Source organism: Desulfobacteraceae bacterium (genome assembly GCA_022340425.1).
In the GTDB taxonomy this organism is placed as follows: Bacteria; Desulfobacterota; Desulfobacteria; order Desulfobacterales; family JAABRJ01; genus JAABRJ01.
The window spans coordinates 1-18526 of record JAJDNY010000073.1; the positions used below are offsets into that span (position 1 = coordinate 1).

Sequence of the window (18526 nt, forward strand, 5' to 3'; positions counted from 1 at the left end):
GCACCCCCATCCCCCGGCTGAGGGCCGGCGCGAAGGGATAGGGAAAGCGGCGGGCGGTGTTGAGCACCAGCCGGCACAGCACGGCCACGATCACCTGGGAGCCCAGGGACGGTTTGTTTGAGGAGGCCGGGGCTGCACCGGTCGAAAAAGCCTTCATGACATGCCTCGTTGCGGGTTGGGGGGGCAAACAGGCGGGCAGTCTAACGGGATGGCGGGGAAATGCAACCCCAAATCGGCGGGCGGCGGCTGCCGGATCTCAGGGGGCGGGGCTTGAAACCGTGATGAAGGGGGTAAAGAGCCTAAAACCAGAAAGTTTCGTAGAAAGTTCAAGTTACGGCGCGCAAATCTCAGCGGCGTGAGGCGTACTTATTTACGCCGCAGCGACCTCGAGATGCAGCGCAACGCGGAAATTGGGCTTTTGTTCGGAACTGTCAAACGGTGGGGCCGCCGGTCAGCTTCCAGGCCAGCATGCCGCCGGTCAGATGGTAAACCTCCTGAAACCCCCGCCGGCGCAGGCGGTAGGCGACCAAGGGCGAGCGGTGGCCGGTCATGCAGACCACCACGATGGGGGCGGCCGGATCCAGGGCGTCGAGGGCCTGGGGCCGAAAGAGCAGCTCGGGGCGGTGGTGCGCCCCGGGAATCCGAAAAAGGCGGTACTCCGCTGACGAGCGAACGTCCAGGAGATACCCCGACGTCTGCCCCAGGGCCAACAGGTCGGCGTGCCGCCAAGGCCAGAAGGGCTTCACCCCCAAAACCACCCAGGCGGCTTCCCAGCCGACCGCCAGAACGACCAGGGCGGTCAGGAAAATTTTCATCTTGTCGGTTGCCTGAAACGCGGTGATCTGAAATTGCGAAAGAGCCGGGTCCTGCGCCGCCGCAGGGGATTACCCGTCCTCCATGTCGAACTCCTTGAAGTCAAACCAGTAGCCGGTGCCGCTGATGTAGTCCAGCTCAAACTGAACGGCGTCGATGTGGCTGTTTTCGATCTCCACAAACCGGGCGAACATCTCCCGGCCGGGGCCGGGCAGGCGGTCCACCAGGCGGGCGTAAAAGGCGCTGGTTTCCTTTTCCACCCGCAGGGCCTTGGCGAGCATCTGCTTTTCATCGCTGCGGTCGGCCTCGGCCAGGGTGACGGCGACGCTCCCGGCCGCCCTGCGGATTGCGGTCATTGGCGGCAGGACGCTCTCCAGGGCTTCGACCGTGATCGCGCCGGATTGGCGCCACTCCCTCAGGCGGCGCCGCAGGTAGACCAGATGCCGCTCTTCATCGTCGCCGAGGGCCCCGAAAACCCGCCGGGCCGCGGGGTCGGCGTTCTCGGCGGCGGCGGACCGGTACAGATCGCGTATCCGGGTTTCGTACTCCAGGGCGGTGGTGATGGCTTCCTCGAGGTTCATGCGGGTCTCCTTTCAGCGCCGGGGGCGGGTCACCGCCTGCAGGGGCTCGGCCTTGAGGGCGGTGATGAGGGCCGCGGTGCCCTCCCGGTCCATGGCCTCCCAGCGGGGTGCGGTCAGCCGCCCGCCGTCCGAGCGAAAGGTCACGCGCTGGTAGCTTTCGCCGAGACGGTATACCCTGCCGCGGCCCATGGCGCGCTCGGGGTAGTGCTCGATCCAGGTCAGTGCGGTCGGATCCAGGGCGAATTTCTGCACCAAGATGGTGGCGAGAATCTCGGCCCCGCTGGCCACACCGATCCCCGCCTGCGGGTCCCCTTCGCGCTCGGTGGCGATCACCAGGGCCTTGGGGCCGAGGACAAAGACGTCCAGATCACAACGGCTGGCAAACCCGCCCCCGGGGTGGATCCAGACAAACGGCTTGAATTCGATGTGTTCCATGGGCATTACCGCCTTGCGAGGCATCCGGCGGCGCGAAGACTGCCGGTTCTGAAATCCGAAGCGATCCGAGTAAAAATGAATCTATCACTGCCCTGAACCTATGGCAAGCCGGCGGAGCGCAAAATCACGTTCAGACCCTGGGCCCTAAGCAGCCGGCCGTGATCCTGCGACCCGCCACGGCGATGGTCTTTGACAGGCGCCGGGTTTTGGATTAGAAACCGGCCAGTGGCCCTGCCGCTGTGGCCGGCGGCGCCCCCGTCGGCCTGCCGCGACCAGACGTCGAACCGAAACCCCAAAGGACCCCCATGAGCGACATCACCCACAGCATCATCGACTGTTTTCGCACCATCAACACCATCCCGCGCTGCTCCAAAAACGAGGCGCGCATCTCCGCCTGGCTCTGCCGCTGGGCGACGGCCCACGAGCTGGACTTCAAGCAGGACGCCGCCGGCAATGTGGTCATCCGGGTGCCGGGCATCCCGCAGCCGGCCGCCGCGCCCGCCGTCGTAATTCAGGGTCACATGGACATGGTCTGCGAAAAGACGGCCGATTCCAGTCACGACTTCACCACCGACCCCATCCAGACCATCACCGCAGGGGAGTGGCTGCAGGCCGTCGGCACCACCCTGGGCGCGGACAACGGCATCGCCCTGGCCATGGCCCTCACCCTGGCGGCCGAAAGCCGCGCGCCGCGGCCGCCGCTTGAGCTGCTCTTCACCGTGGACGAGGAGACCGGGCTGACCGGCGCCCATCACCTGGAGCCGGGGTTTATCCAGGGCCGGACCCTGCTGAACCTCGACTCCGAGGTGGAAGGGGTCTTGACCGTGGGCTGCGCCGGCGGCTGCGATACCGAGATCACCCTGCCCCTGGCCGCGGAGGGGCTCCCCCCAGGCCTGGCCGTGGCCACCTTGGTCGTCGAAGGCCTGCGCGGCGGGCACTCGGGGGTCGACATTCACGAGCAGCGCGCCAACGCCATCGTGCTGCTGGCCCGCTGCCTGAAGGCGGCCGCGGCCTGCGGCGCCGCCCGTCTGACGGGTCTGGAGGGCGGCAACGCCCACAACGCCATCCCCCGCCGGGCGGTCGGCCGGCTGGCCTGCCGGCCGGAGGCGATCCCGGAGTTGACCGCGCTGGCCGCGCGCATGGAGTCCTTGCTGCGGGATGAGTACCGGGAGCTGGAACCGGATCTCAGGGTCGTTCTGACCGTCGCGGAGAGGCCCGGGGCCGGGGCCAACGGGCTGTCGGCGGCCCAAAGCGCCCGGGTGCGGCGCCTGTTGAGCGCCCTGCCCCACGGGGTCCAGGGGATGTCCCGGATCTTTGCCGGGCTGGTGGAGACCTCGGCCAACCTGGCGACCGTCGGCCTGGAGGACCGGCAGCTGAAGGTGGTCACCAGTCAACGCAGCAACGTCATGTCGCGCCTGGAGGAGATCAGCGCCAAAATCGAGGCCGTCAGCGCCCTTGCCGGGGCGCGCAGCATCCGCAGAAACGCCTACCCCGCCTGGCAGCCGGACATGGACTCGCCGCTGCTGGACCGCTGCCGGGAGGTCTACCAGGGGCTTTTCCAGCGGGCGCCGGAGGTGGCGGTAATCCACGCCGGTCTGGAGTGCGCCGTGATCGGGGACCGCTTCCCGGGGATGGACATGATCTCCTTCGGCCCCACCATCGAGAACCTCCACTCCCCGGCGGAGCGCCTGCACCTGCCATCGCTGGGGCGGACGTGGGAGTTTTTGACGGCCGTGATGGCGAGGCTGGCCGCTGGGGCCAAATAGGGCCGCGCCTGGGGCCGCTTGCGGAAAGCCAGCGGCGGCTAACGGCCGATGTGCCGACCCAGAACACGGTGGGTGGCCGGATGGACCGTCCCGCGGGGTGGGGAGAAAGCCCGGGGAAGGACCCCTGGGATTTAGAGCCGGGCGAGTTCGTTGAGGGCCGCGCGCACCTCGCGGGCGCCGCGGTCGAAGACCTTGCGCACGGCGCTGTGCTCCTGTCGGACGCTTGCCAGGGAGTAGCTGCCGCCGGTTTTTTTGAGAAACGCGTCCACCAGAGGGCGCACCGCCTGCCAGCTGTCGCGCCGGGTCTGGTTCTCCAGCGGGGTCAGCCCGTCCAGCGCCTGCAGCGTCCGGCGGTGGAAACGGGAGACAAAGAATTTCCGCAGCAGGGTCATCCAGAGGACGAAGAAAAGCGCGCCGATCCCCCCGCCCACGGCCAGGTTGAAAATCGGATCGCCGGTCAGCACCCCGTAGACGGACAGCAGGCCGCTCACGCCCGCCCCGGCAAGCAGACAGACTATGAGCCCGAGAAGCGCGTTTTTGATCTGAAAGCCGATAAACTTGCGCCGGTAGACCATCAGGGCCTCCAGCAGGTGGGCCAGCCGTTCACCGTGGGTCTCGATGAAGGTCGCCAGGTGGTCCAACCGGTAGCGCGGCGCATCGGCGATGGCCTTTTTGAGCTCCTCCCGCTGGTTGCCGAGCTCTGTGAGATAGGCGCTATAACAGGTGTCGACCTCCTCCTTGTCGTTGATGGCGCGCGGCGAGTAGGTCAGGTGGATCAGGGGGATGTCCTTGCGGCCGGTGATCTGGGAGAGGTTCCAGCACAGGGTGCCGTAAACCCGCAACAGGTCGCTGAGGGAGGTGCATTCGTCGATGCGGTTGAGCACAAAGAGCACCCGGTCGTCGAAGGTCCGCGTCGGCAGGGTGTCCCGCAGGCTGATGTGGGCTTCACGGACCGTCCCGGCCTTGTGGGGGTCGAACATCACCAGCACCAGATCGGCGATCTGGGCCAGGTCCCCGATGACGTCCTGGTAGTTGTAGCCCCGGTCGCGCTCGGTGATGCTGTCCAGCATCCCCGGGGTATCGATCAGGGCCAGGTTTCTGAGAAAGGGGGAGTTGACCTTTTTGAGGCGAAAATGGGTGGCGAAGCGCTGACCGTGCTTTTTCAGGCCTTCGAAGGGAAACTCCGGGTCATTGAGCAGGAACCGGCCGTCGCGCTCCTCGGTGACCCGCACCGGGCCGCCGCTGGGAGCGGTCTCGTCGAAGGTGATCACGGTGAAGGAATCGTCGGTGGGCGCCTGCCCGGTGCGCTGGATGTTACCCCCCAGGAACTCGTTGATCAGGGTGGATTTGCCCGAAGAGTAGTTGCCCAGCACCAGCACCTGGGGCCGCCACTTGATGTTGCTCTCCAAGGGCACTTCGCTGTAGCCGTAGCGCAGGGCCACCGGGGTGAGCTCTTTTTCCACCAGATCCAACAGCTCGGCGCGCAGCGCGTTGATGTAATTCTCCCGGTACATGGGGATGTCGCCGGGGGGCGATTCGGTTTTGGTCATGTGCGGCACTCCAGGCTCGGCAGGGCGGCGTTGGCCCGACGGGTCAACGGGAATTTGAAATCTGCGTCCGCCTCCGGGTCGCCGGCAGGCCGCAGGGCTCCATCAGTTTCTGAAACTTAGCAAAATGTCTTCTGCGAGTCAATCAAGAGTCTGCGGCCGGGTCCGGCCGGCCGGCCTGAAAATCTCCTTGACACGCCCCCCCGCAGTCCATAAGGGGAAATCCGGCCGCAGAATGGCCGATTGGCCCCCACCCCGGCCGGGGTTTTAGGGTCGAGGCCCTTATCACCCGGCGCAGCGCAATCACCCCGAAAGGATGCCGCGATGAAATATCACCCCATCGACCCGACCCTCTTCGTCCGCAACCGCCGCCGTCTGACCAACGCCCTGCCCCCCGGCGCGGTCGCGGTCTTCAATGCCAACGACGTCATGCCCACCAGCGCCGACGGCGTCCGCTCCTTTGTCCAGAACACCGACCTGTTCTACCTCTGCGGGATCGATCAGGAGGAAACCATTCTGCTGCTGTGCCCGCAGGCCGAGGAGGAGAAGCACCGCGAAATCCTTTTTGTGAAGGAAACCAACCCGGAGATCGCCACCTGGCAGGGCCGCAAACTCACCCAGGAGGAGGCCACGGCGCTGTCGGGGGTGCAGACGGTTTACTGGCTGACCGAATTCGAGCGCGTCTTCCGCCCGCTGGCGCTTGCCGCGGAGCGCATCTACCTCAACACCAACGAGCACCTGCGGGCCGAGGTGTCCGTGGAAACCCGCGACCAGCGGTTTCTGCGGTGGTGCCGGGGGGCATTTCCGCTCCACCGCTACTGCCGGCTGGCGCCCATCATGCAGGACCTGCGAGTGGTCAAGGCGCCCGCCGAGGTGGACCTGATCCGCCGGGCCTGCCGAATCAGCGAACAGGCCTTTCGCCGCCTGCTGACCTTCATCCGCCCCGGGGTGTGGGAATTCGAAATCGAGGCCGAACTGGTGCACGCCTTTCTCAGCAACCGCGCGCGCCGGCCGGCCTTCGCGCCCATCGTGGCCTCCGGCGCCGACACCTGCGTGCTGCATTACACCCAAAATGACAAACAGTGCCGCGACGGGGACCTGGTGCTGATGGATTTCGGTGCGGAGTACGCCAACTACGCCTCGGACCTGACCCGCACCGTTCCCGTCAACGGCCGCTTCAGCCCCCGCCAGCGGGCGATCTACGACGCCGTCCTGCGCATCCAGCGGGCGGCCATCGACCGCCTGCGGCCCGGCAACACCCTGGCCGCCTATCAGCGCGAGGTGGGGCTGGTGGCCGAAAAGGAGATGATCGCCCTGGGGCTGTTGGACGCCCGTGAGGTGGCCGCCCAGCCGGCCGATGCGCCACTTTACAAGAAATACTTCATGCACGGCACCTCCCACCACCTGGGGCTCGACGTCCACGATGTGGGCCTCCCGGGGCGGGCCTTGGATGCCGGGATGGTGCTGACTTGTGAACCGGGGATCTACATCCGTGAGGAGGGAATCGGCGTGCGGATCGAAAACGACATTCTGGTCACCAGCGGCGACCCGCTGGACCTGACGGCGTCGGTGCCAATCACGGCCGATGAGATCGAAGAGTTGATGGCCGGGTGATTGTTGAACTTTTTGGCGCAGGCTGAAAAAACAGACTAATTTCAGCGCTTTGGGATAAAAAGTTAAAAAATGCGGTGAGGTTACCGCACCCGTTTGAACCCTCGGCCCTTAAGAAGGCGCTTATTTCTTGCTGGAGGCGTAGCCGTCGGCGTACCACCCGCCGCCTTTGAGTTTGAACGAACACTGGGACATGATCTTGACGGCCTTCTGACCACACTTGGGGCAATCGATCTTTTCGGTGTCCATCCGCACAAGACGCTCGGTAATGGTGCCATCGGGGCATTTGAATTCATAGACCGGCATGACGCAATCCCTTTCGACTGGTTGATTTAAAGCGGTCTAAATATACTGTTTCGACATACGGCGTCAAGGGGTTTGGGGGTTTTTTGAAAAAAAATAGCGCCTCATGGGGCTGCGGCGGCAGCGAAGCCCACGCTAAAGGTGCTGCCCGCACCGGGCGTGCTTTCCACTGCGATGTCGGTCCCGTGAGCGCGGGCGATAGCCCGCGCCAGGCTGAGACCCAACCCGGCCCCCGAGCGGCTGCGGCTCACGTCGCAGCGGTAGAAACGCTCGAAAACGTGGGGCAGGTCCGCCCGCTGGATACCGACCCCGCTGTCCCGGACGCTCAGACGGTACCCGGTGCCGGGTGCGGCCTCAACAGCCACCGTCACCCGCCCCCCGGCCGGCGTGTACTTCAGGGCATTGTCCACCAGATTGGCCAGCAGCCGTTGAACCATGCGGGTATCGCCCCGGATGTGACAGGCCCGGGGTGCCTCAATGGTCAGTTCAACCCCGTTATCCTCGGCCATCGGCCGGAAGAGCTCGCAGGCGTCGCGGGCCACCCCGGCCAGGTCCAGATCCCCCAACTGCGGCCGGTCGACGCCGGCTTCGGTCCGCGAAATGGTCAGCATGGTGGTGATCATGTCCAGCAGCCGGTCACACTCCTCGATGGTGCTGCCGGCCATGGCCTGGTAGTCGGCCAGACTGCGGCCGGTGGTGAGGGCGATCTCGGCAGCCCCCCGGATGCGGGTCACCGGGCTTTTGAGATCGTGGGCGATGTTGTCGTTCATCTCCTTGATGCCGGTCACCAGGGTCTGGATGCGGTCCAGCATGCCGTTGAAGGTCAGCGCCAGCTGATCGATCTCGTCGCCCCGGGCCTGAAGCGGCACCCGCTCCTCCAGGCTGCCGGCGGAGATGCGGCGCGCCGTGCGGGTGACGTTTTGCACCCCCACCAGCGCCCGCCGGGCGAGGAACCAGCCCCCCAGGGCGGCGGCCAGAATCAGAAGCGAGAGGGTGCCCAGAAAAACCCGGCGGAAGGTCTGGATAATCCCCACATAGTGCTCCAGGGATTGGCCGATCTGCAGCACCACGCCGGGTCCGATCAATCCGTAGAGGATGCGCACCGGGATCCGGCGGGCGTCCACCCGGACGGTTTCCAGCACCGGCGGCGACCCGCCAATCAGGGCGCCCAGGGCCTGTCGGTTAATCCCGATATTTTCCCAGTAGGAGATGTTGGAGGAGGAAAAGGCCGCCCCGCTGGGGTAGAGCAGGCGGATGAAGATCTTTTTCTCCCCCGCCGCCTGGGCCTCGAGGATCGCCGCCCGCCGCACGCCTTCGATTCCGCCGGCGCGCATCACACGCCCGAAGGCCGCCAGCTGATCCTGTAGATCGCGGTCGACGGCCTCGCGCAGGGTGGTGGTGATCAGGAAATAAAAGAACAGGAAGGCCACCCCGCTGGAGAGCGTGAAAACCCCCGCGTACCAGAGGGTCAGTCGAAAGGCCAGGCTGCCGCGGCGCCTAACCATCTTCCCTGAGGACATAGCCCACCCCGCGCACGGTGTGAATCAGCCTGGGCGCAAAGCCCTTGTCGATCTTGTCCCGCAGCCGGCAGATGCGGGCCTCGACCACATTGGTCTGGGGATCGAAGTTGTAGTCCCAGACATGCTCCATGATCATTGTTTTGGAAACCACCCGGCCGACGTTGCGCAGCAGGTACTCCAAGAGCGAGAACTCCAGGGGCTGCAGATCGATCTTGCGCCCGGCGCGCCGCACCTCGCGGCTGATGAGATCCAGGGTCAGATCGGCGGCCGCCAGCCGGGTGGGCTCGGAAAGGCCGCCGGCGCGCCGGATCAGGGCCTGCACCCGGGCCAGGAGCTCCGAGAAGGCGAACGGTTTGGTGAGGTAGTCGTCGCCGCCGGCCTGGAGGCCGCGCACCCGGTCGTCGATGGCGCCCTTGGCGCTCAGGATGATCAACGGCGTGGCGACCCGCGCCCGGCGGAGACGCTGGATCAGGGTCAACCCGTCCAGGCGCGGCAGCATGAGATCCACCACCAGCACGTCATAGGGTTCACTGGTCGCCAAAGCCAGGCCGGTCTCGCCGTCGGCGGCGTGGTCCACCGCAAAGCCGGCGGCCTTGAAGCCCGCGATGACAAACGAGGCGATCTTGCGGTCGTCTTCCACCAGCAGCAGCCGCATAGGGGCACCCTCCTTTCGTCGCGCTGGGCGGCCGATGCCCTCCCCGCAGGTTTTTCCGGGGCCCTCAGCCCGTACCCCGGCCACCGTCCCAGATGATGCAGAAAACAGCCCCCAGGACGAGCGAACTGCCCAAATACCCCGCCGGGCTGAAATACTCCCCCCACCACAGGAAGGCCACCACACCGGCGATCACCGGCTCCAGGCTGGCAACGATGGCCGCCCGGGTGGGTTCCAAATAATAAAGCCCCTTATAGTAGCAGAGGTAGGCGCCGTAGGTCGATACCAGCGCCACGGTGCCAAGCGCCAGCCAGGCCAGCGGGCTCCTGGCGCCCAGAGAGACCCAGGGCAAAAGTCCCAGCGCCCCCACCGGCAGCATGTAGAAAAAGAGGTTGGGTGAGCTGTAGCGCCCGGAGAAGTATTTGCCGAAGATGTAGTAGAGTGCGTAACAGAACCCCGCCACGAGTCCCGCGCCGACGGCGATCAGGGGGTTGGCGCCGGGGCTGCCGAGGTCGATGCCGCCCGCCCCCAGCGAGACCACCGCCACCCCGACCAGGGTGAGCGCCAGTGCCAGGAGTTTCAGGGGGCCCATGGGCTCCTTGAAAATAACCCGCGAGATCAGGGCCACCCAGGCGGGCGCGGTGTAGAGCAGCACCGCGGCCAGGGCCGCACCGCCCTCCCGGATGGCGATCTGGTAGGAGCCGTAAAAGAGCGTCACCCCGCTGACGGCAAACCCCAGCAGCGGGGCGATGTCGCGCCGCTTAAGACGCACCTCGCCGAGAACCAGGGCGTGCAGCCCGAAACAGACCCAGGCCATGGTCGCCCGCCAGAAAGCGGCCTCCAGCGGGGCCACGCCTTCGCGAAAGGCCAGCCGCGAAAAGGGGCCGATCATGCCCCAGAGCGCCGCCGCCAGCAGGATGAATCCGTATCCCTTGAGTTTGATGGCCTGTCCTTTCACTGGGCGGCAATTCAGCACCGAGGGCGTCCCCCCGCGCCGACGGCTTACGCGCCGGCGGCCGGCAACGAGTCCAGCCGTTTCTGACGAAAGACGAACGCGTGCAGCTGGGAGAGCAGCATGCCGGCCATCATCAGGCTGCAGCCCAGCAGCGCACGCCCGGTGAGGATCTCCCCCAGCAGCAGCCAGCCGCCCAGGGCCGCAAAGACCGACTCCAGGCTGAGGATGATGGCGGCGTGGGCGGGGCGGGCATCCCGCTGGGCCACCACCTGCAGGGTGTAGGCGACCCCCACCGACAGCAGCCCACCGTAGAGAATCGGCAGCGCGGCTGCCATCACCGCCGCCGGCGTCGCGGTTTCCAGGGCCGCGGCGGTGATCAGGCTGAGCAGCGCGCAAACCGCAAACTGGATGCAGGCCAGCAGGACCGATTCGATCCGGGGCGACAGCCAGCCGATGATCAGCACGTGGAGCGCCCAGAAAAAGGCGCCCACCAGCACCAGCAGGTCGCCGAAGGCGATCCTGAAGGCCGCGGTGACGCTCAGCAGGTAGAGCCCGACGGCGGCCAGCACGGCCCCGACCCAGGTCCCCAGATCGGGGCGCTGCTTCCAGAAGAGTCCCAGAAGGGGCACGATCACCACGTAGAGGCCGGTGATGAAGCCGGCGTTGCCCGCGGTGGTGTAGACCAGCCCGGCCTGCTGCAGCGACGCCCCCATGAAAAGCGCCACCCCGGCCAGAACGCCGCCCCAGAGGATCGTTCTGCCGTCGGCCGGGGGCACCAGCGCCGCCGCCGCCGACGGGTGCCTGCGCTTGAGCAGCACCAACGGGACCAGCGAGAGGCTCCCCAGGGCGAAGCGCACCCCGTTGAAGGTGAACGGTCCGAGGTGCTCCATCCCCATCCGCTGGGCCACGAAGGCAAACCCCCAGATGGTGGCGGTGAGCATCAGGAGGGCGTCTGATTTCAGGGTTCGCAGCATCGGTTGCGGTTCTCCGAGCGGCTCACAGCAGGGTCAGTTGTTGGGGGACGACGACCTCCAGGCGCTCCACCTTCTGGAAGCCCCGGGGCAGCGCCCGGCCGCGACGCCCGCGTTCGCCTTGGAAATCGGCGATGTTTCCGGGCTTGAGGGTGAAATGCTGCCGGCCGGCGTGGACCACCAAATTGCTGCCGGGGGAAAAGACCGCCAGATGGGTCAGCAGCTCCTCCCGGGCGGCCGCCTTTTTGGCGGGAATGTGGACGATCTTGTTGCCCTTGCCGCGCGCCAGGGTGGGCAGCTCATCCACCGCGAAGACCAGCATGCGCCCCTGCGAGGTGACCGCGGCCAACAGATCACCGTCTTTTTCCGTCAGGCGGCAGGGGGGCAGCGGGCGGGCCCCCTTGGGCAGGCTCAGGACGGCCTTGCCGGCGCGGTTGCGGCTGAAGAGGTCCTCCATGCGGGCCACGAAGCCGTAGCCGGCATCGCTGGCCAGGAGCAGGCGCTGGCCGGGTTCCTCTATCAGCACGGCGCTGAATTCGGCCCCGGCGGGCAGGCTCAGCCGCCCGCTGAGGGGCTCCCCCTGGCCGCGCGCCGAGGGCAGGCTGTGGACCGGCAGGGCGTAGCTGCGGCCGGTGGAATCCAGGAAGACGGCCAGCTGGTTGCTGCGCCCCAAGGCGGCGGAGTGGAACCCGTCGCCGGCCTTGTAGCTCAGCCGCTCGGGTTCGACCTCGTGCCCTTTGGCCGCCCGCACCCAGCCGTTGACCGAGAGCACCACCGTCATCGGCTCGGCGGGCAGGATGTCGGTCTCCGAAAGCGCCTGGGCCTCGGCCCGAGCGACGATCGGTGAGCGCCGCGCATCCCCGTATTTTTCGGCGTCGGCGGCGATTTCATCGGCCACCAGGGCTTTCAAACGGGCCTCGCTGCCCAGGACATCCGCCAGCCGGTCGCGCTCGGCCGCCAGCTCGGCCTGCTCACCGCGTATGCGGGTTTCCTCGAGCCTGGCCAAATGGCGCAGCTTGAGCTCCAGGATCGCCTCAGCCTGGATCTCGGTCAGTCCGAAGCGCGCCATCAGAACCGGTTTGGGGTGATCCTCGGAGCGGATGATGGCGATCACCGTGTCGATGTCCAAAAAGGCGATCAGCAGGCCCTCCAAAACATGCAGCCGCGCCAGGACCTTGTCCAGGCGGTGCTGCAGACGCCGCCGGACCGTGGTCAGGCGAAAAGCCAGCCACTCCGTCAGGATCTCCACGAGCCCCCTGACCCGGGGGCGGCCGTCGACCCCGATCATGTTCAGGTTGACGCGGTAGGTGCGCTCCATGTCGGTGGTGGCAAAGAGGTGGGCCATCAGTTGGGCGACCTCCACGCGGTTTGAGCGCGGCACGATCACCAGGCGGGTGGGCTCCTCGTGGTCGGACTCGTCCCGCAGGTCGGCCACCAGGGGCAGCTTCTTGGCGGCCATCTGGGCGGCGATCTGTTCCAGGACCTTGGCCCCGGAGACCTGGTGCGGCAGGGCGGTGACGACGATATCGCCGTTTTCGCGGTAGTAGGCGGCGCGCATGCGCAGCGTGCCGCTGCCGCTGCGGTAGATGTTGCGCAGCTCCGCGGGCGGCGTGATGATTTCAGCCGCGGTGGGAAAGTCGGGCCCCTGGATGAAGGTGCAGAGGGCCTCCAGGTCGGCGTCGGGGTGCTGCAGGAGGTGCACCAGGGCCTGGGCGACCTCTCCCAGGTTGTGGGGCGGGATGTCGGTGGCCATCCCCACCGCGATGCCGGTGGCGCCGTTGAGCAGCAGGTTGGGCAGGCGCGCCGGCAGCAGCAGGGGCTCCACCAGGGTACCGTCAAAATTGGGCCCCCAGTCCACCGTACCCTGCCCCAGCTCCCCCAGCAGGAGCTCGGCATAGGGCGAGAGCCGCGCCTCGGTGTAGCGCATGGCGGCGAAGGATTTGGGGTCGTCGGCCGCGCCCCAGTTGCCCTGGCCTTCGATCAGCGGGTAGCGATAGGAAAAATCCTGGGCCATCAGAACCATGGCCTCGTAGCAGGCCGAATCCCCGTGGGGGTGGAACTTGCCCAGCACGTCGCCCACGGTGCGCGCCGACTTCTTGAACTTGGCGCTGGACTTCAGCCCCAGTTCTGACATGGCGTAAACGATGCGCCGCTGGACCGGCTTGAGCCCGTCGCCGATGTGGGGCAGGGCGCGGTCCAGGATCACGTACATGGCGTATTCGAGGTAGGCCTTTTCGGCAAATTCCTCGAAAGGCAGCTGCTCGACGCCGTCCAGGCTCAATCGGGAGGGGTCAGACATAGGGCTTCGGTGGTTCTCCTTTCAGGCGGTGTCAGGTTCTTCGGGCGCAGCCGCGGGCCCGAGCTGCCCGCGTGCTTCCAGCCAGCCGCGTCGGTCGGCGGCCCGCCGCTTGGCCAGCAGCATGTCCATCAGGCCGAGGGCCTTGTCGCCGGAGGCCAGCGTCAGCTGCACCAGCCGCCGGGTGTCGGGGGCCATGGTGGTTTCCCGCAGCTGCAACGGGTTCATTTCCCCCAGGCCCTTGAAACGCTGGACGTTGACCCGCGCGGCTTTCTTTTTGGCTTCGATCCGGTCCAGGACAGCCTGTTTTTCGGATTCGTCCAGGGCGTAGTAGACCTCCTGCCCCACGTCGATCCGGTACAGCGGCGGCATGGCGACGTAGACGTGGCCGGCTTGGATCAGCGGCCGGAAGTGCTGCAAAAAGAGCGCACACAGCAGGGTCGCGATGTGCAGGCCGTCGGAGTCGGCATCGGCCAGAATGCAGATTTTGGCGTAGCGCAGCCCGCCGAGCTCTCCGGAGCCGGGGTCCACCCCGATGGCGACCGCGATGTCGTGAATCTCCTTGGAGCTCAGCACCTCGGCCGAATCCACCTCCCAGGTGTTCAGGATCTTGCCGCGCAGCGGCATGACCGCCTGGAATTGGCGGTCGCGGGCCTGCTTGGCCGACCCGCCGGCGGAGTCGCCCTCCACCAGAAAGAGCTCGCTGCGCAGCGGGTCCTGCAGCACGCAGTCGGCCAGCTTGCCGGGCAGGGCCGGCCCGCTGGCCACCCGTTTACGAGCCACCTTCCTGCCCGCCCGCAGCCGTTGCTGGGCGTTGGCCAGCGCCATTTGGGCCAGCTGCTCGCCGACCTCGGTGTGCTGGTTGAGCCACAGGCTGAAGGCGTCGCGGACCGCCCCGGAGACGAAGGCCGCACACTGGCGCGAGGAGAGCCGCTCCTTGGTCTGGCCGGAGAACTGGGGATTCTGCATCTTGACCGACAGCACGTAGCAGCAGCGCTCCCAGATATCGTCGGGGGCCAGTTTGACACCCCGCGGGGCCAGTTTGCGGAAGTCGCAGAACTCCCGGATGGAGGCCAGCAGCCCGCTGCGAAAGCCGTTGACGTGGGTGCCGCCCTGGGGCGTGGGAATCAGGTTGACATAGCTTTCGGTGACCAGCTCGCCCCCTTCGGGCAGCCAGACCACGGCCCAGTTGAGGGCCTCGGCGCTGCCGGCGAATTCGCCCACCAGCGGCGCTTCGGGCAGCAGCTCGTAGTTGCAGAGGCTGTCGTCGAGGTAGTCTTTTAGCCCGTCGGCATAACACCAGGTCTCGCTTTCGCCGCTGAGGTCGTTGGTGAAAGAGACCGTCAGGCCCGGGCACAGCACCGCTTTGGCCCGCAGGACGTGCCTCAAGCGCCGGAGCGAGAAGCGCGGGACTTCGAAATAGTCCGGGTCCGGCCAAAACCGCAGGCTGGTGCCGGTGTTGCGCTGCCCCACGGCGCCGACGTCGGCCAGCTCGCCGCACTTCTCACCGCCTTCGAAGGCGATCTCGTAGCGCCGGCCGCCGCGCTTGATGGCCACCTCCAGGCGCCGGGAAAGGGCGTTGACCACCGAGACCCCCACCCCGTGCAGACCGCCGGAGAAGGTGTAGTCCTTGTTGGAGAACTTCGCGCCGGCGTGCAGGCGGGTCAAAATCAGCTCTACCCCGCTGATCCCCTCCTCCGGGTGGATGTCCACCGGCATGCCGCGGCCGTTGTCACTGACCTCAAGCGAGCCGTCGGTATGCAGTCGCACCTCGATCCGGTCGGCAAAGCCGGCGATGGCCTCGTCGACGCTGTTGTCGATGACCTCCTGGCCGAGGTGGTTGGGGCGCTCGGTGTCGGTGTACATCCCCGGCCGGCGCTTGACCGGCGCCAGGCCCCGCAGGACCTCGATTGATTCGGCCGTGTAGCTTTCCTTGGGCATGAGTCCCTTACACCCGCCACCGGACCCGACCTCCGGCGACGGCCGGAATGCAGCCGGGGCGGGGGGCGGAGTTTGAAATCGGCATGACGGGATCGGGCATCATACCGATTTTTGTTTTTTATGCAATTGCATTTGCGGCCCCAGAGGGGCGGCGGTCGGCCGCAAGCCCGCGCCCAACCGCGCTTGAGGGGATTACACCACCCGCTGGTTTGGTGCGGACCATTTTCGGGCCGCGAGCGGTTCAGGGGGCCACTTCAGCGGCGATCCAGTCCAGAAAAGGCGGGTTTCCGGCGGTCACCGGCAGCGCCAGGACGCAGCAGCACTCATAGCTGTGAAGGGCCTTGACGCGCGCCACCAGCGCATCGACCTTGGCGGCCACGGTCTTGGCGATCACCACGACCTCCTGGCCCTCCTGCAGCTCGCCTTCCCAGCGGTAGACGGCGCGCATGCCGTCGATGATGTTGACGCAGGCCGCCAGGCGCTCTTCCACCAGGGTCCGGCCGATGCGCCGGGCCTCGGCCAGATCGCCGGCCGTCATGTAGACTATCTGGGCTTGCATGGGGAAATCCTCCTTGATTTTTCGGGCGGCAGCCGGCGGGGTTAGCGGCCGGGCGAGTTTCAGCCCGGTCGCTGGCCGCATCGGCAGGCGCCCTTTTGCATTTGCAGCGCAGGCATGCTAAGAACCCGGCGAATGGGCGAAGGCGCGCTGGGCGGGCCGTCGCCAGCGGCAGGTGACAGGATCAGATCGCCGGGAGATGACGGGCGCAGATGAAAAAAATCGTGACCATCGGCGGCGGCAGCGGCCAGTTCGCCCTGCTCTCCGGATTGCGGGATGAAGCCGGCATCCACCTGACGGCGGTGGTCTCGATGGTGGACAGCGGCGGTAGCACCGGGCGGCTGCGCGACGAGCTGGGGATTCTGCCGCCGGGGGACGCGCTGAAGTGCATCCTGGCGCTCTCCCCGTTCCAGGAGACCGCCCGCGCCCTGCTGCTCAAACGCTTTCGGCAGGACCCGCGCCTGCGCGGGCACAATGCCGGCAATATGCTCCTCACCATGCTGTCGCGCTACATCGGCAGTTTTCCGGCGGGGATTCAGGCCCTGGCCGAAATCCTGGACGTCAGGGGCGACATCCTGCCGGTGACCATCGACAAGGCCACCCTTGTGGCGCGCCTCACCAACGGCAGCCACGTCTACGGGGAGAGCGCCATCGACGTGCCCCGAGGCAACCAGCGGGAAAAAATTCAGGAGGTCTTCCTGGTGCCCCACCACAGCGACGCCATCTCGGTCTACCCCCCGGTGATCAGTGCCATCCGCGAGGCCGACCACGTCATCATCGGCCCCGGGGACCTGTTTACCAGCATCTTCTCCAACCTGGTGGTCCCCGGCGTGTGCCAGGTGCTGCGGGAAACCCGCGCCAAGCTGATCTACGTGCTCAACATCATGACCAAGTTCGGGGAGACCCACAATTTCATGGGGCGCGACTTTGTGGGCACCCTGGAGACGTGTCTGGAGCGCAAAGTCGACGGGGTGGTGGTCAACACCCGCCGGCCGGATGCGGACCTGCTGACGAAATACGCCGGTCAGAAGGCCGAGTTCGTGATCTGCGATTTCCGGGACCCCAGCTGGTCCGGCCGCACCGTCTACACCGCCGATCTGTTGGAAACCTCGGGGGGCATTGTGCGCCACGACGCCAAGAAACTGGCGGCGCTGATCATGCGGATCATATCCGGGGAACAGGAGCCCGACCCATGCCCCGCCGACTGATCGTGGGGGTGATGGGCGGCGGGGCGGTGGACCCGCGCACCGCCGAGCTGGCCTACCGGCTGGGGCAATTGATCGCCGATGCGGGCTGGATTTTGCTGAATGGCGGCCGCAACTGCGGGGTGATGGCCGCCTCGGCGCGCGGCGCCCGGGAACGCGGCGGGCTGACGGTGGGGGTCCTGCCGGATGCCGACCGCCGCCAGGCGGCCCCCTGGATTGACGTTGCGATCGTCACCGGCATGGGCAGCGCCCGCAACGCCATCAACGTTCTCTCCAGCGACGTGGTGGTGGCCTGCGCCGGCGGGGCCGGCACGCTGTCGGAGATCGCCCTGGCCCTCAAAGCCGGTAAAACGGTGATTCTGCTGGATTTCGATGTCCGCGGGGCTTTTGCCGCCCAGGCGGCCGCCGGCCGGCTGCTCCTGGCTGCCACCCCCGAGGAGGCCGCCGCCGAAATCCGGCGCCTGAACCCCATGGGCCTTCAAACACACCCGGCCTGAAGCAGCGCCTCGGCCAGGATCAGGTCTTCGGCGGTGGTGATCTTCAGGTTGGTGCGGCTGCCGGCGACCACATGCACCGGCGCTCCCAGGCGCTCCACCAGCTGGGCGTCGTCGGTGGCCGTCACCCCCTCGCGCCGCGCCCGCTGGTGGGCCTTGAAGATCAGCCCGGTGCGAAACGCCTGGGGGGTCTGCGCCAGCCAGATGTTGCGGCGATCACAGGTGGCCTCTACCAGGCCCCCGGGGCCGACCCGCTTGAGGGTGTCCACCGCCGGAACCGCCAGGATGCTGGCCCCCCAGCGGCGCGCACCCGCCACGCAGCCCGCCAGATTATGGGCCGCCAGCAGCGGGCGCACGGCATCGTGGATCACCACCAAGTCCCCCTCACCCTGCGGACAGCGGCAGAGCCCGTGGTAGACCGACTCCTGGCGCTCCCGCCCGCCGGCGACCAGTTCAACCGGTTTGCCCAGCGCCGCCAGGAAATTTTCCCGACAGTAATCCAAGTCCTCCCCAGGCACCACCAAAACCAGGGAGTCCACCACCGGGCTGGCCTCGAAGACCGCCAAAGTGCGCGCCAGCACCGCCTGCCCGGCCAGCGGCCGGTACTGTTTGCGCAGCGCCCCCGGCAGGCGCGAGCCGCTGCCACCGGCGACAATGATGGCGGAGATCACCTTAAGGCCCCTTCCGAAAGGTTGATGAAGCGGTAAGCCAAAATCCAGAGGGTGTTTTTCAAAGACGACAGCCGGATTTACATCGTCTGGTGCAGCAGGCGTTTTATGTCCCGTCGTCCCGGGCCGAGCATCCCAGCAGCCGGCGATAAAGGCCCTGTGGCTGTCTGAGCGCAAGCGCGTTCCACAGGGCCCGCCGGCTGCGAGAAGCG

17 protein-coding genes are annotated in these 18526 nt (G+C 66.9%); 4 read left to right on the forward strand and 13 right to left on the reverse strand.

Annotated elements, in window-relative coordinates; all coding sequences use genetic code 11:
- Window positions 1–431: 431 nt before the first annotated feature.
- The 3 genes from LJE63_06790 to LJE63_06800 all read right to left on the reverse strand — a co-directional run bounded on the left by LJE63_06790 (window position 432) and on the right by LJE63_06800 (window position 1829).
- Window positions 432–815, reverse strand: coding sequence for a rhodanese-like domain-containing protein (locus LJE63_06790; protein MCG6906316.1), 384 nt, complete (start codon window positions 813–815; stop codon window positions 432–434).
- Between the two features lie 69 nt (window positions 816–884).
- The gene (locus LJE63_06795) at window positions 885–1394 is read right to left on the reverse strand and encodes a hypothetical protein (GenBank protein ID MCG6906317.1); all 510 of its coding nucleotides are present in this window, start codon (window positions 1392–1394) and stop codon (window positions 885–887) included.
- 12 nt (window positions 1395–1406) lie between these two features.
- Entirely contained in the window at window positions 1407–1829 is a 423-nt protein-coding gene (locus LJE63_06800) for a hypothetical protein (protein MCG6906318.1), read from the reverse strand.
- Between the two features lie 305 nt (window positions 1830–2134).
- On the opposite strand from LJE63_06800, the gene LJE63_06805 reads away from it, so the two are divergent.
- On the forward strand, window positions 2135–3595 hold the full coding sequence (locus tag LJE63_06805) for an aminoacyl-histidine dipeptidase (protein ID MCG6906319.1): 1461 nt from the start codon (window positions 2135–2137) through the stop codon (window positions 3593–3595).
- A gap of 131 nt (window positions 3596–3726) precedes the next feature.
- Here the strand turns inward: LJE63_06805 and LJE63_06810 are convergent, their stop codons facing one another.
- The gene (locus LJE63_06810) at window positions 3727–5145 is read right to left on the reverse strand and encodes a dynamin family protein (protein ID MCG6906320.1); all 1419 of its coding nucleotides are present in this window, start codon (window positions 5143–5145) and stop codon (window positions 3727–3729) included.
- A 321-nt stretch (window positions 5146–5466) separates the two neighbouring features.
- On the opposite strand from LJE63_06810, the gene LJE63_06815 reads away from it, so the two are divergent.
- On the forward strand, window positions 5467–6756 hold the full coding sequence (locus tag LJE63_06815; GenBank protein ID MCG6906321.1) for an aminopeptidase P N-terminal domain-containing protein: 1290 nt from the start codon (window positions 5467–5469) through the stop codon (window positions 6754–6756).
- Window positions 6757–6876: 120 nt separating this feature from the next.
- Here LJE63_06815 and LJE63_06820 read toward each other — a convergent pair whose 3' ends face one another.
- From LJE63_06820 to LJE63_06855, 8 genes are all read right to left on the reverse strand, one after another.
- Window positions 6877–7059: a zinc ribbon domain-containing protein gene (locus LJE63_06820; protein MCG6906322.1), complete on the reverse strand. Its 183-nt coding sequence runs from the start codon at window positions 7057–7059 to the stop codon at window positions 6877–6879.
- A gap of 101 nt (window positions 7060–7160) precedes the next feature.
- Window positions 7161–8561, reverse strand: coding sequence for a HAMP domain-containing protein (locus tag LJE63_06825; GenBank protein MCG6906323.1), 1401 nt, complete (start codon window positions 8559–8561; stop codon window positions 7161–7163).
- Window positions 8554–9231: a response regulator transcription factor gene (locus LJE63_06830; GenBank protein ID MCG6906324.1), complete on the reverse strand. Its 678-nt coding sequence runs from the start codon at window positions 9229–9231 to the stop codon at window positions 8554–8556. The genes LJE63_06825 and LJE63_06830 overlap by 8 nt, the downstream gene beginning before the upstream one ends.
- Before the next feature lie 64 nt (window positions 9232–9295).
- The gene (locus LJE63_06835; GenBank protein ID MCG6906325.1) at window positions 9296–10186 is read right to left on the reverse strand and encodes an EamA family transporter; all 891 of its coding nucleotides are present in this window, start codon (window positions 10184–10186) and stop codon (window positions 9296–9298) included.
- Between the two features lie 44 nt (window positions 10187–10230).
- Window positions 10231–11157: a DMT family transporter gene (locus tag LJE63_06840; protein MCG6906326.1), complete on the reverse strand. Its 927-nt coding sequence runs from the start codon at window positions 11155–11157 to the stop codon at window positions 10231–10233.
- Window positions 11158–11179: 22 nt separating this feature from the next.
- Entirely contained in the window at window positions 11180–13453 is a 2274-nt protein-coding gene (gene parC, locus LJE63_06845; protein MCG6906327.1) for a DNA topoisomerase IV subunit A, read from the reverse strand.
- 21 nt (window positions 13454–13474) lie between these two features.
- A complete protein-coding gene (parE, locus tag LJE63_06850; GenBank protein ID MCG6906328.1) occupies window positions 13475–15391 on the reverse strand; it encodes a DNA topoisomerase IV subunit B in 1917 nt (638 codons plus the stop codon).
- A gap of 241 nt (window positions 15392–15632) precedes the next feature.
- Window positions 15633–15950, reverse strand: a complete 318-nt coding sequence (locus LJE63_06855; protein ID MCG6906329.1) for a divalent-cation tolerance protein CutA — start codon at window positions 15948–15950, stop codon at window positions 15633–15635.
- A gap of 209 nt (window positions 15951–16159) precedes the next feature.
- On the opposite strand from LJE63_06855, the gene yvcK reads away from it, so the two are divergent.
- Together yvcK and LJE63_06865 are read left to right on the forward strand one after the other, a co-directional pair.
- The gene (gene yvcK, locus LJE63_06860) at window positions 16160–17155 is read left to right on the forward strand and encodes a uridine diphosphate-N-acetylglucosamine-binding protein YvcK (GenBank protein ID MCG6906330.1); all 996 of its coding nucleotides are present in this window, start codon (window positions 16160–16162) and stop codon (window positions 17153–17155) included.
- The gene (locus LJE63_06865) at window positions 17140–17649 is read left to right on the forward strand and encodes a TIGR00725 family protein (protein ID MCG6906331.1); all 510 of its coding nucleotides are present in this window, start codon (window positions 17140–17142) and stop codon (window positions 17647–17649) included. Before yvcK ends, LJE63_06865 begins: the two co-directional genes overlap by 16 nt.
- Here LJE63_06865 and ispD read toward each other — a convergent pair.
- Window positions 17631–18317 carry a 2-C-methyl-D-erythritol 4-phosphate cytidylyltransferase gene (gene ispD, locus LJE63_06870; protein ID MCG6906332.1) on the reverse strand — a complete coding sequence of 229 codons (687 nt, stop codon included), beginning with the start codon at window positions 18315–18317 and terminating at the stop codon, window positions 17631–17633. The two genes, LJE63_06865 and ispD, sit on opposite strands and share 19 nt — an antisense overlap.
- Window positions 18318–18526 lie beyond the last annotated feature (209 nt).